Here is a 15,124-nt window from a genome sequence, read left to right as displayed (position 1 = left end):
TTTGCATCACTGAAAGGATATTACGGTATTCATGAGGGGACAATTTGTCCCCTCTTTTGTTACTAAAAGTTATGTTGAAAGACAAAGTCAAGTCGCTTTTAAACGAGGCACTCAGCCAAGATGAATCACTTTTTTTGATAGATTTTACCATGGGTGCTGACAATAGCATCAATGTTGTCTTGGATGGTGATAATGGTGTAAGTGTTCAAGATTGTATGAAGGTAAGTCGGGGCATAGAGCATAATTTAGATAGAGAGGAAGAAGATTTTTCCTTGACCGTAACATCTGCTGGTGCAGCATCGCCGATGGTGAATCCAAGACAGTATCAAAAGAATATCGGCAGAAAAGTAAAAGTGCAAACATTGGAAAATGTTTATGAAGGTAATCTTACGGCTGCCAGCACAAATGGTATTGTTTTGGAATGGAAAGCCAGAGAACCTAAGCCCATTGGAAAAGGGAAGACCACTGTTCAGAAAAAAAAGGAAATCACCTTTTCTGACATTAAGGAAGCAAAAGTTATATTAAAATTTTAATAGTAGTATACAGATGGAAAATATTGCGCTGATTGAATCTTTCTCAGAATTTAAAGACGATAAATTCATAGACAGGGTAACGCTAATGGCGATTTTGGAAGATGTTTTTAGGAACGCGCTTAAAAAGAAATTCGGTTCTGATGAGAATTTCGATATCATTATAAACCCGGACAAGGGGGATTTGGAAATTTGGAGGAACCGTATTGTTGTTGAAGATGGTGAGGTAGAAGAGCCAAATGAGGAAATTTCGCTTTCTGAGGCACAGAAAATTGAACCTGATTTTGAGGTTGGCGAGGATGTTTCTGAAGAGGTTAAGTTGATAGATTTGGGAAGAAGAGCAATTTTGGCATTACGTCAAAACCTTATTTCCAAAATCCATGAGCATGACAACACAACTATTTACAAGCAATTTAAAGACCTGGAGGGTGAAATTTATACTGCTGAGGTGCACCATATAAGACACAAGGCAGTTATTTTGTTGGATGATGAGGGGAATGAGATTATTTTGCCAAAAGATAGGCAGATTCCTTCTGACTTTTTTAGAAAAGGCGATAATGTACGTGGTATTATTGAAAGTGTTGAGCTCAAAGGCAACAAGCCTTCAATAATTATGTCCAGAAGCTCCCCGCGCTTTTTGGAGCAACTTTTCTTTCAGGAAATTCCTGAGGTTTTCGATGGTTTGATCACTATAAAGAAAGCGGTGCGTATTCCGGGCGAAAAGGCCAAGGTAGCTGTTGATTCCTATGATGATCGTATTGATCCGGTTGGTGCCTGTGTAGGTATGAAAGGTTCGCGAATTCATGGAATAGTTCGGGAATTGGGCAACGAAAATATTGATGTAATCAATTGGACGAACAATCCGCAACTATTGGTTACAAGGGCTTTGAGTCCGGCTAGGGTTTCATCTGTTAAGTTAAACGATGAGAAAATGACAGCACAGGTTTATTTGAGACCTGAGGAAGTTTCCAAGGCAATTGGTCGAGGAGGACATAATATTAGATTGGCGGGTCAACTTACTGGATACGAGATAGATGTGTTTCGGGAAGGTGTGGAAGAGGATGTAGAATTGACTGAGTTTTCAGATGAGATTGATGCTTGGATCATTGAAGAGTTCAAGAAAATTGGAATGGATACCGCAAGAAGTGTATTGGAGCAAGATGTAGATGATCTTGTAAAGAGAACAGATTTGGAAGAGGAAACAATTTCCGAAGTTGTGCGTATACTAAAAGAAGAATTAGAAGATTAGCTATATATTAGCAGCAGTTTATAGAATTAGGAATTAGTATTTATGGCAGATAATGCAACAATAAGGCTCAATAAAGTTCTAAGGGAACTCAATATCTCTTTGGACAGGGCGGTTGATTTTCTCAAGTCAAAAGGACATGATGTTGAGGCAAGACCCACCACGAAAATATCTGAGGAAGTACATCAAGTACTCTTGGATGAGTTTCAGACTGATATGAGCAAGAAAGTTGCTTCTCAGGAAGTTGGTGAGGAAAAGCGAAAAGAGAAAGAAGCCATTAGATTGCAGTTGGAGCAAGAACAGGAAGAACGTAGATTGGCTAGAGAAAGAAGAGCTGAATCTGCTGGTAGAGTGATAAAGGCGAAAGCTGAACTTGCGGGGCCAAAAACTGTTGGTAAAATAGACTTAGAGCCGAAGAAAAAGGCAAAACCGGTTGTAGAAGAGAAGAAGGAAGAGGTTGCACCAGTAAAAGAAGTTGAAAAACAAGTAAAGGAAAAGGCTGTTGAAGAAAAAACTGTTGAGGAGGTAAAAGAGGCAAAGGTAGAAGAGCCTACATCAGCTCCAGCTGCTGAGGAAGCCACTCCAGTTGATGAAAAAATAACAACGCAATATCAAAAACTTTCAGGACCAAAGATACTAGGGGATAAAATTGACCTTAGTAAGTTTAATAAGCCAAAGAAAAAGAAAGAAGAGCCAAAAACCACTTCTGACAATACAGATAGAAAGAAGAGAAGAAAGAGAATTGTTAGTAATCAAGGAAGTGGTCCCGGAAAAGGTGGGCCTTCTAGAAGTGGTGGTCCGGGAGCTAGAAAAGGCGGAAAGCGTTTTGCAACTGTAAATAAGGTTGAGCCATCTGAAGAAGATGTTCAAAAACAGGTAAGGGAAACTCTTGAGAAACTTCAAGGGAAATCCAAAAAGGGTAAAGGTGCCAAATATCGTAGAGATAAAAGAGATCAACATCGCCAACAGACAGAAGCTGATCTTGAGTTACAAGAAATTGAAAGTAAAACGCTTAAGGTTACTGAGTTTGTAACTGCGAATGAGGTTGCTACGATGATGAGTGTTAGTACTACTGAAATCATATCGGCTTGTATGTCATTGGGTATTATGGTTACCATGAACCAGCGATTAGATGCAGAAACATTATCCATAGTTGCCGAAGAGTTTGGGTATGAAGTGGAATTTGTTACTGCTGATATTGAAGAAAGTATAATAGAAGAGGTTGATGCGCCAGAGGATTTATTGCCTAGAGCGCCGATAGTTACCGTTATGGGACATGTTGATCACGGTAAGACTTCTTTGTTGGATTATATTCGTGAAGAAAATGTTATTGCAGGGGAAAGTGGAGGAATAACACAGCATATTGGGGCATACGGTGTAACCTTGGCAGATGGTCAAAAAATCTCTTTCTTGGATACTCCCGGTCACGAAGCTTTTACAGCGATGCGTGCACGTGGTGCACAAGTTACCGATATAGCGATTATTGTGGTTGCTGCCGACGATGATATTATGCCTCAGACCAAGGAGGCTATCAGTCATGCTCAGGCTGCAGGTGTACCTATTGTATTTGCTATAAACAAAATAGATAGACCAACGGCAAATCCTGATAAGATTAAGGAAGGGCTTGCTCAAATGAATTTATTAGTTGAAGATTGGGGTGGTAAAATACAGTCACATGATATATCAGCTAAAACAGGTGAGGGTATTAAAGAGTTGCTTGAAAAGGTACTGCTTGAAGCTGAGCTTTTGGAGCTAAAGGCGAACCCAGATAAGTTGGCTAACGGTACTGTTGTTGAGGCGTTCTTAGATAAAGGAAAGGGTTACGTATCAACTATTTTGGTGCAAGCTGGTACTTTAAAAATAGGTGATTACGTATTGGCAGGAACATGCAGTGGTAAAGTTAAGGCCATGCATGATGAACGAGGAAAGGAAATAAGTGAAGTTGGTCCTTCAACCCCGATTTCGATTCTTGGTTTGGACGGAGCTCCACAGGCTGGGGATAAATTCAATGTATTGGAAGATGAGCGTGAAGCTAAGCAGATTGCTACCAGGAGGTCTCAACTTCAAAGAGAGCAGTCGGTTAGAACACAGCGTCATATTACGTTGGATGAAATCGGAAGACGTATTGCTTTAGGGGACTTTAAGGAATTGAACATTATCCTCAAAGGTGATGTTGATGGTTCTGTTGAGGCATTGACGGATTCGTTCCAGAAATTGTCTACAGAAGAGATACAGGTAAATATAATTCATAAAGGAGTTGGGCCAATTACTGAGTCCGATGTTCTTTTGGCTTCTGCCTCAGATGCAGTTATTATTGGCTTTAATGTAAGGCCAATGGGTAATGCGAGAGCCGTTGCTGATAAGGAAGAAATAGATATCAGAATGTATTCTATTATCTATGATGCAATTAATGATCTTAAGGACGCAATGGAAGGTATGCTTTCTCCAGAAATGAAGGAAGAGATTACGGGTACTGCTGAAATTCGTGAGACTTTTAAAATATCCAAGATTGGTACAATAGCTGGTTGTATGGTTACAATTGGTAAAATATTCCGAAACTCCAATATTCGATTAATACGTGATGGTGTTGTAATCTATACAGGCGAGCTGGCATCTTTAAAGCGATTTAAAGATGATGTGAAAGAGGTTTCCAAAGGCTATGATTGCGGTCTACAGATTAAAAACTACAATGATATTAAAGAACTTGATATTGTTGAGGCCTTTGAAGAGGTGGCAGTCAAGAAGAAACTAAAATCAAAATAATAGGTTCTTTACAGAATAAAAAAAATCGACTTTTTCAAGTCGATTTTTTTGGTTTTAATAACATCGCATCAGGATATTTTTCTCTTATTTCCTTGAATTTTCGTTCCGCTTCGAGCTTTGACTTGAATCTACCTAAACGAACTCTGTATGTAGGTGAGTCAAAATCTATTTTTGAAAACAAATCGGGAAAATCTATTTCAACATTTTCTTTTATTGTTTGAGCTTTGGCAAAAGAACCAAAACCCACTTGTATTCTGTAGTATTCATGATCTTTATTGGCTGCCTTATAAATTTCCAGTAAATCACTTATTTGGTCATCCTGTTGAATGTTAACCTGTCCTTGTTGGGCTAGGCCAAAGGTTGTTGAGAAAGTTATAAGGGCAATAATAGCTAACGATTTCATGGTGTTATTGTTATGATATATTTTCATCTTTACAAAAGTAAATTTTTAATGACTATTGAAAACTTTTCCCATTTATTTAGAACAATTATAAATTATAATTATCAATACCTTAACATTTTGCAAATAAAGTCTAATCCGTATTTTTGCCAACAATTCAGGTACGGTTAAAAGAATGATTTTACCCTTATTATAGTAATAACCGTGCCAAAAATTCGATTGAAATATTCTATATATGAAAAAGGTAATATACCGCAATCAAATTTCTAAAGTTTTAGGTATCAGTCTAGTAGTTTTCCTACTTTTTTCCATTTCTCTTACTGCACAGGATGATGCAGCTGTAGTCGCAGAGGTTGAAGCTGTATCTGGTGATGCTGTAAAGGGAAAGACACTTTTTAACCAAAATTGTGCTGCTTGTCACTCATTGACTCGAAAAATGACGGGTCCGTCTTTGGCGAATGTTGAATCCCGCCTTAGTGAAGATGAAGGTTTGGATCGTGAGTGGTTAAATACTTGGATAAAGAATAGTCCAGGTATGATAAAGGATGGTGATGCTTATGCGAATAAGATTTACAATGAATATTCGCAAGCACCAATGACGGCATTTCCTACGTTGTCGAACACTGATATAGATGATATTTTGGCCTACACGGCAGCACCGCCTCCAGCTCCAGTAGTTGTTGCGGATACTGCTGTTGGTGAGGCTGATTCGGCTAAATCTTCAGGAATTTCAAATGAGTTGATTCTAGGGGCACTAGGTATTGTCTTGGCCTTATTGATAATGATGCTCATTTTGGTGCAACGAACGTTGAAACGCATTGCTGAGGCCAATGGACTTGATTTGGAAAAGGCTAAATCTGAAAGAAGTTTACCATTGTGGAAAGCATTTGCAAAGAATCAGTTCTTGGTATTGGTTTCTGCGATTTTACTTTTACTGGCAGGGGCGTATTTCGCCTACGGTTGGATGATGCAGATAGGTATTGATCAAGGTTATGCGCCAATTCAACCAATTCATTATTCCCATAAAATACATGCTGGGGATAATAAGATTGAGTGTAAGTATTGTCACTCATCGGCAAGAGTATCAAAACATTCAGGGATACCTTCTTTGAATGTGTGTATGAATTGTCATAAATCTATTTATGAATATCAAGGAAACCCTGAAGGTCCTTCAAAAGAGGATTTGGCTAACGGGTACACTAATGAGTTCTATACTGGTGAAATAAAGAAATTATATAAAGCCGTTGGATGGGACGAAGAAAACCAGGAGTATACCGGTGATACTCAGCCGGTGGAATGGGTGCAGGTACATAACTTACCTGACTTGGTTTATTTCAACCACTCACAACACGTTTCGGTGGCTGGAATAGAGTGTCAGACTTGTCACGGTCCTGTTGAGGAGATGGAGATTGTAGAGCAGTATTCTCCATTGACAATGGGGTGGTGTATAAACTGTCATAAAGAAACTAATGTGAAGGTTGAGGGTAATGAATATTATGCCAAGATTCACGAGGAGCTTTCAAAGAAATATGGAGTTGACCAATTGACAGCGGCCCAGATGGGTGGTTTGGAATGTGGAAAATGTCATTATTAATAAAAATAAAGTAGCTAATTACAGATATATCGTATGGCATCAAACAAAAAATATTGGAAGAACGAAGCGGAGTTAAATCCAAACGATTCCATTGTTGAGACGCTAAAGCAGAATGAATTTGTTCAAGAAATTCCTGTTGACGAGTTTTTGGGTGACAAAGAAAATTTGTCATCTTCAAATACAAACAGAAGGGATTTTCTTAAATATGTTGGTTTTAGCACTGCTGCTGCAGCTATGGCGGCCTGTGAGGGTCCTGTGAGAAAATCTATTCCTTATGTGGTTCAGCCAGAAAGTATTGTTCCTGGTGTGGCCAATTACTATGCAACAACTATTGCAAATGGTTTTGATTTTGCCAGTGTTTTGGTAAAAACTAGAGAGGGTAGACCAATCAAGATTGAAAACAATACAGCTACCAAGATTAATGGTGGCGCTAATGCTCGTGTTCAAGGTTCTGTATTGTCATTATATGACAGTACTAGACTGCAAGGTCCTCTTAAAGATGGCGAACCTGTTGAATGGAGCGCTATAGATGCCGATGTAAAAGCGAAGTTGGCAAGCCTGAATACAGCGGGAAAACAAATTGCTTTATTGACTCAAACATATGCAAGTCCTTCAACCTCAAAGTTGATTTCTGAATTTAAGGAAATGTACAGTACGGTCAATCATGTTACATATGATGCCATTTCTGAGGATGCTGCAATTAATGCTTTCGAGGCAAGATATGGGGAAAGGGCTTTGGCTGATTATGATTTTGAGAAAGCCGAGGTTATAATTTCTTTTGGTGCTGATTTCCTTGCTGACTGGCAAGGTGGTGGTTACGATAGTGGATATTCGAAAGGCCGGGTTCCAAAAAATGGAAAGATGTCCAAGCATGTACAGTTTGAAGCTAATATGTCTTTGACCGGAGCTAATGCTGATCAAAGAGTGCCTCTTACTCCAATGCAACAAAAAGTTGCGCTAGCACAATTATTTGCAAAATTGAATGGAACCACCACGAGTGGTGAAATTCCAGAATATGCGCAAAGGGCAGTTGAAAGTGCTGCTAAGGCAATAAGTAATAATAAGGGAGCAGCCGTTGTTGTGACGGGATTGCAAGATGAGAATGCTCAAGCCGTTGTTTTGGCAATAAATGAAATGTTAGGCAGTTCTGCTTTTGATGCGAAGGCTCCTAAATATGTTCGTCAAGGAAATGCGAAAAGCGTAGATACATTGATTGCTGATATGAAAGCGGGTCGCGTTGGAGCGTTGATCATTGATGGTGTTAACCCAATGTATACTTTGCCAAATGCTGTTGATTTTGCGGAAGGAATCGAGAAAGTTGATCTTTCGATTGCTTTTACTACCAATTGGACAGAAACAACAGAAATGACCAATTATGCTGCCGCTTCAAACCACTATTTGGAATCTTGGGGTGATACACAAATCAAGAAAGGTCATTATGGTTTAATGCAACCTACTATTAAAGAGCTTTTTGATACAAGACAGGTACAATCTGCTTTATTGCAGTGGATGGGTAGTGATAAAAGTTATTACGATTATATAAAAGAAGCTTGGAGCACAGATGTTCTTAATGGAGGTGATTGGAATAAAGCCTTGCATGATGGTGTCTTTGTAGCTGGTTCCAGCGCAGTTGATGAGTTGGTGGAATCAGTAGCAACTGTTGTTGGTGTTGAGGAGGAAGCTACATCGGTAGATGTAACTTCTGCGGTTCGAAGTTTAGCCAGTGCCACTAGTGGCGGCGGAATGGAGCTTACTTTATATTCGAAGGTGGGTATGGGTGATGGCCAACAAGCTGGCAACCCTTGGTTGCAAGAATTTCCAGATCCTATTTCACGGGTTTCTTGGGATAACTATGTTACTGTATCTAAAGCAGATGCTGAAAACTTAGGTTTAATAAATGAAAACGTTGCCAACGGTGGTTTAGACGGTAGTTATGCCAAATTAACTGTTAATGGAGTGACTATTGACAATGTGCCTGTGTTGATTCAACCCGGACAAGCTGCAGGTTCAATTGGTTTGGCTCTTGGTTATGGTAGGCAAGTAGGGATGAAATCAGAAATGCAAACCGGTGTTAATGCCTATCCTTTATATCAAGGCTTTAATAATGTGCAATCTGCTACGATTGAAAAATCAGTGGGGATGCATGAGTTCGCCTGTATGCAATTGCATAATACCTTAATGGGTAGAGGTGATATTATCAAAGAAACTACTTTAGAAATATTCAATACAAAGAATCATTCAGAATGGAATGAGGTTCCTGTTGTCTCTTTGGATCACCAAGAGGTTCCTGCAACTTCAGTAGATCTTTGGGATGAATTTGATCGTTCGATAGGGCATCATTTTAATATGTCCATTGACTTGAACGCCTGTACTGGATGTGGGGCTTGTGTCATTGCCTGTGGAACAGAGAATAACGTTCCTGTGGTTGGCAAGGAAGAGGTGAGAAAATCTAGAGATATGCACTGGCTGCGTATAGATAGGTATTATTCTTCTGAAGATACATTTGAAGAGGATAATGTTAAAAAGGATGAGTTTAATGGCTTGTCTGGTGATAAGGGCTCTTTGGGTGGTTTTGGTGAGTTGGAAGATCCAGCAACCAATCCTCAGGTAGCATTTCAGCCAATAATGTGTCAGCACTGTAACCATGCGCCTTGTGAGACTGTTTGTCCTGTTGCGGCAACTTCACATGGTCGTCAAGGGCAGAATCAAATGGCCTATAATAGATGTGTTGGTACAAGATATTGTGCGAATAACTGTCCTTACAAAGTACGTAGGTTCAATTGGTTCCTTTATAACAACAATGATGAGTTTGATTACCATATGAACAATGATTTGGGTAAAATGGTACTTAATCCAGATGTTAATGTTCGGTCTAGAGGGGTAATAGAAAAATGTTCGATGTGTATTCAAAAAACACAGAAAACTATTCTTGATGCCAAAAGGGATGGTCGCATGATTAAGGATGGCGAGTTCCAAACCGCTTGTTCAATGGCTTGTAGTAATGGGGCTATTGTATTTGGCGATGTAAATGATGAGAAAAGTGAGATAGCGGAGTTGAAGGAAAGTGATCGTACATACCATTTGCTGGAGCATGTAGGGACTAAACCAAATGTTTTTTATCACGTAAAAGTGAGAAATAGCAACGAAGCATAAAAATAATATTTAGCAAAGTAACTTAATAAAAATTATGGCGTCGCATTACGAAGCACCTATACGAAAACCCCTAGTTCTTGGAGATAAAGGCTACCACGACGTAACTGTGGATATTGCCGCTCCTGTTGAGGGAAGAGCCAACAAGCATTGGTGGATTGTTTTTTCCATTGCTTTGGCAGCATTCCTGTGGGGTATTGGTTGTATTATTTACACAATCTCTACTGGTATTGGTACCTGGGGTTTGAACAAAACAGTTAACTGGGCTTGGGATATCACAAACTTTGTTTGGTGGGTAGGAATTGGACATGCAGGTACATTGATTTCTGCTGTACTTTTACTTTTTAGACAAAAATGGAGAATGGCAATTAACCGATCTGCGGAGGCTATGACCATTTTTTCGGTTGTACAAGCTGGTTTGTTTCCGATTATACACATGGGCCGCCCGTGGTTGGCTTATTGGGTGTTGCCTATTCCAAACCAATTTGGTTCGTTGTGGGTGAACTTTAATTCTCCGTTATTGTGGGATGTATTCGCGATTTCGACGTATTTGTCTGTTTCATTGGTATTCTGGTGGACAGGTTTGTTGCCTGATTTTGCAATGATCCGGGATAGGGCCGTACTTCCTTTTCAAAAGAAAATATACAGCTTATTAAGTTTTGGTTGGACAGGTCGTGCCAAGGATTGGCAACGTTTTGAAGAAGTTTCATTGGTTTTGGCAGGTTTGGCCACGCCATTGGTACTTTCGGTACATACTATTGTATCTTTTGACTTTGCTACATCGGTCATTCCTGGATGGCATACTACCATATTTCCTCCATACTTTGTTGCTGGGGCTGTATTCTCAGGATTCGCGATGGTGAACACACTACTGATTATCATGAGAAAGGTATGTAGGTTAGAGGCTTATATTACTGTGCAGCATATTGAGCTTATGAACATTGTAATCATGATTACGGGAACAATAGTTGGTTGTGCATATATCACTGAGCTGTTTATGGCATGGTATTCTGGAGTTGAGTACGAGCAATATGCATTTTTGAACAGAGCTACAGGGCCTTACTGGTGGGCGTATTGGGCGATGATGAGCTGTAATGTATTCTCGCCTCAGTTCATGTGGTTCAAAAAATTACGAACCAGTATTATGTTCTCATTCTTTATTTCAATTATTGTGAACATAGGAATGTGGTTTGAGCGTTTCGTGATTATTGTTACTTCGCTGCATAGAGATTATTTACCTTCTTCTTGGAGTATGTTCTCCCCAACATTTGTTGATGTAGGTACGTTTATAGGTACCATTGGTTTCTTCTTTGTTCTGTTTCTATTATATGCAAGAACATTCCCTGTAATAGCACAGGCAGAGGTTAAGACTATATTAAAATCTTCTGGTGAAAAGTATAAGAAGTTAAGAGAGGCTGGTAAGCCATTGTATCAAATCAGTGGTAATACAAAGGTTGGTGAAACTGTTGAAGAAGTAGTCGAGGAGGTAAATGAAGAAGTAAATGATTCTGCTAAAGATGTATCTAGTTTGTTGGATTCTATTGGGGTTTTCGATGCATCTAAAGACAAGGCGGATGACCTCAAGAAAGTGAAGGGTATTGGTCCTCAAATGGAAAAAACTTTGAATCAAATCGGTATTTTCACTTTTGCTCAGGTAAGTCGTATGACAGAGAAAGAATATAACTTGTTGGATTCAATCACAGAATCGTTCCCAGGAAGAGCACAACGTGATGATTGGGCCGGACAAGCAAAAAAGTTAAATAACAATCAATAGCATATGGCATCTAAAGTTATACATGCATATTATAATGATGACGACGTGTTAATGAACGCAGTCAAAAAGGTGAAGGGCGCCAAACATCATATTGAAGAAGTGTATTGTCCTTTTCCAGTACATGGACTGGATAAAGCTATGGGTCTGGCACCTACAAGAATAGCCATTACATCTTTTATTTACGGTTGTGTTGGTCTAATAGTATCAATTGTTATGATGGATTATATCATGATTCAAGATTGGCCCCAAGACATTGGTGGTAAGCCAAGTTTTAGCTATTTGGAGAACATGCCGGCATTTGTACCAATCATGTTTGAGTTAACAGTATTTTTTGCGGCTCATTTAATGGTGATCACATTTTACTTGAGAAGTAGACTATGGCCATTTAAAAAGGCAGAAAACCCTGATGTTAGAACAACTGATGACCATTTTGTAATGGAGTTGGCAATTCATGATAACGAAAAAGAATTAAAGAATTTATTGATGGACACCGGTGCGGTTGAAATTAATGTTTCAGAAAAGTAGTCATAAGATGATGAAAAGTATTATAAAGTTAGGAATGGCATTTGGATTGGTACTCTTTGTTGCTGCTTGTGCAGAAAAAGAAAGTCCCAATTATCAATATATGCCGAACATGTATGAACCAGTAAGCTACGAAGCTTATCAAAAGGTTGATTTCCTACCTAGTGGTTCTGAGGCAATGTTGCCTGCAGAGAATACAGTTCCAAGAGGTTTTATGCCATATGATATAGAAAATACTATGGAAGGGAAAGAACTTTCTAAGTTAAGGACCAGTCCATTGGATTCATTGATGAGTGAGGCTAATTTGGCAAAAGGAAAAGAGTTGTACGATATATATTGTGCAATTTGTCACGGTAGCAAAGGTGATGGTCAAGGAACATTGGTGAAAAGGGAAAAAATTCTTGGGGTTCCCAGTTATGCCGATGTTGCGCGTAATATTTCTGTCGGTGGTGTAAACCATGTTATATATTATGGTTTAAATGCAATGGGTTCTCACGCATCTCAATTGAATTCTGAAGAGCGTTGGCAGGTATCCGAGTACGTAATGAAATTGAAACAAGATTTATAAAATAATACATAGATTAAAGATATGTACACGTTTTCAAACAAACTAAGAATTGCTTCAATCATATTAATGATTGTTGGTGCTTTAGGGATTGGTATAGGGTTTATATCAGCTCCGAGTACAGTTGAAGAGGCCAAGGCCATGGTTGCTAGTCATGATGATAGTCATGGTGATTCACATGCTGATGAAACTTCTCATGCTGTAAGCGAAGGTCACGAAGAAGAAGCTCATGCTGAAGGGCATGATGCTGCGCACGATGTGCATGTCTTACATCAATTACAGAATAAGCCGTGGGCTGCTTTGTACGTAGCTGCATTTTTCTTCTTTATGATAGCTCTTGGAGCATTGGCTTTTTATGCAATACAGAGAGCTTCACAGGCTGGTTGGGCCCCTCTGCTTTTTAGAGTAATGGAAGGTATTACAGCCTATTTGGTGCCAGGAGGAATTATAGTATTTGTTATCTTGGTTTTATCGGTAATGCATATGAATCACCTGTTCGTTTGGATGGATGCCGATGTAGTGGCACATGATAAATTGTTACAAGGTAAAGCAGGTTTTTTGAACCCAACATTCTTTTTGGTTAGGGCAGTAATATTTTTAGGCGGTTGGATACTTTATAGGGAGTATTCAAGAAAACTTTCTTTAAAGCAAGACGAATCTGATGATAACTCCAATTTTAAATTGAATTTTAAAATATCAGCAGCATTCTTGGTATTTTACTTGATATCAGAATCAATGATGTCTTGGGATTGGATTATGAGTGTGGATCCACACTGGTTCAGTACTTTGTTTGGCTGGTATGTATTTGCAAGTATGTTCGTTTGTGGTATAACAGTTATCGCCATGGTAACCATTTATTTAAAATCTAAGGATTATTTACCTGAGGTTAACGATAGCCATATTCATGATTTGGCTAAGTTCATGTTTGGTATTAGTGTATTCTGGACTTACTTATGGTTTTCACAGTTCATGCTGATTTGGTATTCTAATATCCCTGAAGAGGTAACATACTATGTGACTCGAATAAATGATTTTAAATTACCATTTTTTGGTATGGTAGTTATGAACTTTGTTTTACCGTTATTACTGTTGATGAATAGTGATTACAAGAGAATCAATTGGTTTGTTATAATGACAGGTATAATTATATTAGCAGGTCATTATTTGGATATTTTCAATATGATTATGCCATCAACCGTTGGTAAACAATGGTCCATTGGAATACCCGAAATAGGTTCTGTTTTATTCTTTGCAGGATTGTTCATTTTCTGGATTTTTAGAGCATTGACCAAAGCACCTCTTCAACCTAAACGTAATCCGTTTATCGAAGAGAGTAAACATTTTCATTATTAGTCTCTGAGCTTATTCCTGTCCTTCCCGGTGGTTATTGGGAAGAGGGGGTTTTATGCGCCATTGCGACAAGGTAAACCTTATACTCTAGGGAATAAGGGTTTAAGAATATTTTTAGTAAGTTTAAAGCGAAATTTTAAATAATACAATGACGACATTATTGATTTTAGGAGTTCTGGTATTAGTAGCCATAGCGATATGGCAAATGACCAAGATATTTGAATTATCGCAAATTAGTGCAGATGATTCGCAAGTGGCTAATGATAGGGACAATAAATACAATGGGTATTTATTAATGGTGTTTTTAGTGTTTATTTACGCTATCACCATTTTTAGTTTTTGGAAATACACTAAAATACTGTTACCGGAAGCAGCTTCTGAACATGGGGGAGAGTATGATTATTTAATGTTGGTTTCCTTTATAATAATATTTATTGTTCAAACAATTACCCAGGCTTTATTACATTATTTTGGGTTTAAGTATAAAGGAGAAAAAGGAAAAAAAGCACTTTATTTCGCTGATAATAATATGTTGGAGGCGATCTGGACTATTATCCCTGTTATTGTTTTGGCAGGATTAATTCTTTGGGGATTATACACTTGGACCAGCATCATGGATTTTAATGATGAGGATGATCCATTAGTTGTAGAGCTTTATGCGCAACAGTTTAATTGGACCGCCAGATACGCAGGTAATGATAATGTTTTGGGAAGTGCAAATGTTAGAATGATTGACATTGATAAAGCCAATATCTTAGGCATAGATGAGTCTGATTTAAACGCTTCTGATGATATAATCGTGAAGGAATTACATTTACCAGTTGGTAGAAAAGTTAATTTTAAAATGCGCTCGCAGGATGTTCTGCATTCAGCGTATATGCCACATTTTAGAGCACAAATGAACTGTGTTCCCGGGATGACTACTCAATTTTCATTTACACCAACTATCACTACTGCCGATATGAGGAATAACCCTGATGTCGTTGACAAAGTAAAAAGAACAAACGCAATCCGGGCCGAACGGGCAGCAGCCGGTAAGGATAATTCCGATCCATGGGAATTTGATTATGTATTGCTTTGTAATAAAATATGCGGAAAATCTCATTACAATATGCAAATGAAGATTATCGTGGAAGAAGAAGCGGAATATAACAAATGGCTTGCTTCTCAGCAGACCTTTTCGCAAACCATGGCATCAGTTCAATAATTAGGGAATTAAAAAAATAAAAA

General features: G+C 38.5%; 11 protein-coding genes. 10 read left to right on the top strand and 1 reads right to left on the bottom strand.

Annotated features, from left to right (window positions below; all coding sequences use genetic code 11):
• Window positions 1-71 precede the first annotated feature (71 nt).
• Genes rimP through infB form a run of 3 tightly spaced genes read left to right on the top strand, consistent with a single transcriptional unit; the run spans window position 72 to window position 4,539 of the window.
• Window positions 72-533: a ribosome assembly cofactor RimP gene (rimP, locus tag FB2170_RS04390; protein WP_013305309.1), complete on the top strand. Its 462-nt coding sequence runs from the start codon at window positions 72-74 to the stop codon at window positions 531-533.
• A gap of 13 nt (window positions 534-546) precedes the next feature.
• Complete coding sequence (gene nusA, locus FB2170_RS04385; RefSeq protein ID WP_013305308.1) at window positions 547-1,779, top strand: transcription termination factor NusA; 1,233 nt, start codon at window positions 547-549, stop codon at window positions 1,777-1,779.
• A gap of 42 nt (window positions 1,780-1,821) precedes the next feature.
• Complete coding sequence (infB, locus tag FB2170_RS04380) at window positions 1,822-4,539, top strand: translation initiation factor IF-2 (RefSeq protein ID WP_013305307.1); 2,718 nt, start codon at window positions 1,822-1,824, stop codon at window positions 4,537-4,539.
• A gap of 34 nt (window positions 4,540-4,573) precedes the next feature.
• Here infB and FB2170_RS04375 read toward each other — a convergent pair whose 3' ends face one another.
• A complete protein-coding gene (locus FB2170_RS04375; protein ID WP_148232058.1) occupies window positions 4,574-4,942 on the bottom strand; it encodes an SPOR domain-containing protein in 369 nt (122 codons plus the stop codon).
• A gap of 232 nt (window positions 4,943-5,174) precedes the next feature.
• Here FB2170_RS04375 and FB2170_RS04370 point away from each other — a divergent pair, with 232 nt between their 5' ends.
• The 7 genes from FB2170_RS04370 to FB2170_RS04340 all read left to right on the top strand — a co-directional run bounded on the left by FB2170_RS04370 (window position 5,175) and on the right by FB2170_RS04340 (window position 15,101).
• Window positions 5,175-6,533 carry a cytochrome c3 family protein gene (locus FB2170_RS04370; RefSeq protein ID WP_013305305.1) on the top strand — a complete coding sequence of 453 codons (1,359 nt, stop codon included), beginning with the start codon at window positions 5,175-5,177 and terminating at the stop codon, window positions 6,531-6,533.
• Window positions 6,534-6,566: 33 nt separating this feature from the next.
• Window positions 6,567-9,686 (top strand): TAT-variant-translocated molybdopterin oxidoreductase, encoded by a 3,120-nt coding sequence (locus FB2170_RS04365; protein WP_013305304.1) that lies wholly within the window; start codon window positions 6,567-6,569, stop codon window positions 9,684-9,686.
• A 34-nt stretch (window positions 9,687-9,720) separates the two neighbouring features.
• Complete coding sequence (nrfD, locus tag FB2170_RS04360) at window positions 9,721-11,457, top strand: NrfD/PsrC family molybdoenzyme membrane anchor subunit (RefSeq protein ID WP_013305303.1); 1,737 nt, start codon at window positions 9,721-9,723, stop codon at window positions 11,455-11,457.
• Between the two features lie 3 nt (window positions 11,458-11,460).
• On the top strand, window positions 11,461-11,982 hold the full coding sequence (locus FB2170_RS04355; RefSeq protein WP_013305302.1) for a DUF3341 domain-containing protein: 522 nt from the start codon (window positions 11,461-11,463) through the stop codon (window positions 11,980-11,982).
• A 10-nt stretch (window positions 11,983-11,992) separates the two neighbouring features.
• Window positions 11,993-12,547 carry a c-type cytochrome gene (locus FB2170_RS04350; protein WP_041633035.1) on the top strand — a complete coding sequence of 185 codons (555 nt, stop codon included), beginning with the start codon at window positions 11,993-11,995 and terminating at the stop codon, window positions 12,545-12,547.
• 21 nt (window positions 12,548-12,568) lie between these two features.
• Window positions 12,569-13,897, top strand: coding sequence for a hypothetical protein (locus tag FB2170_RS04345; protein WP_013305300.1), 1,329 nt, complete (start codon window positions 12,569-12,571; stop codon window positions 13,895-13,897).
• 145 nt (window positions 13,898-14,042) lie between these two features.
• The gene (locus FB2170_RS04340) at window positions 14,043-15,101 is read left to right on the top strand and encodes a cytochrome c oxidase subunit II (protein ID WP_013305299.1); all 1,059 of its coding nucleotides are present in this window, start codon (window positions 14,043-14,045) and stop codon (window positions 15,099-15,101) included.
• Window positions 15,102-15,124: the final 23 nt, after the last annotated feature.

This window comes from Maribacter sp. HTCC2170 (assembly GCF_000153165.2).
Lineage (GTDB): Bacteria > Bacteroidota > Bacteroidia > Flavobacteriales > Flavobacteriaceae > Maribacter_A.
The sequence above is the reverse complement of the archived record's forward strand: the minus strand, read 5'-3'. Positions and strand labels throughout refer to the sequence as shown.

Coding starts and splice junctions, on each gene's coding strand:
- FB2170_RS04340 (WP_013305299.1), top strand. CDS start 14,043: ATGACGACATTATTGATTTTAGGAGTTCTGGTATTAGTAGCCATAGCG.
- FB2170_RS04365 (WP_013305304.1), top strand. CDS start 6,567: ATGGCATCAAACAAAAAATATTGGAAGAACGAAGCGGAGTTAAATCCA.
- rimP (WP_013305309.1), top strand. CDS start 72: ATGTTGAAAGACAAAGTCAAGTCGCTTTTAAACGAGGCACTCAGCCAA.
- FB2170_RS04375 (WP_148232058.1), bottom strand. CDS start 4,942: ATGAAATCGTTAGCTATTATTGCCCTTATAACTTTCTCAACAACCTTT.
- nrfD (WP_013305303.1), top strand. CDS start 9,721: ATGGCGTCGCATTACGAAGCACCTATACGAAAACCCCTAGTTCTTGGA.
- FB2170_RS04350 (WP_041633035.1), top strand. CDS start 11,993: ATGAAAAGTATTATAAAGTTAGGAATGGCATTTGGATTGGTACTCTTT.
- nusA (WP_013305308.1), top strand. CDS start 547: ATGGAAAATATTGCGCTGATTGAATCTTTCTCAGAATTTAAAGACGAT.
- FB2170_RS04355 (WP_013305302.1), top strand. CDS start 11,461: ATGGCATCTAAAGTTATACATGCATATTATAATGATGACGACGTGTTA.
- infB (WP_013305307.1), top strand. CDS start 1,822: ATGGCAGATAATGCAACAATAAGGCTCAATAAAGTTCTAAGGGAACTC.
- FB2170_RS04370 (WP_013305305.1), top strand. CDS start 5,175: ATGAAAAAGGTAATATACCGCAATCAAATTTCTAAAGTTTTAGGTATC.
- FB2170_RS04345 (WP_013305300.1), top strand. CDS start 12,569: ATGTACACGTTTTCAAACAAACTAAGAATTGCTTCAATCATATTAATG.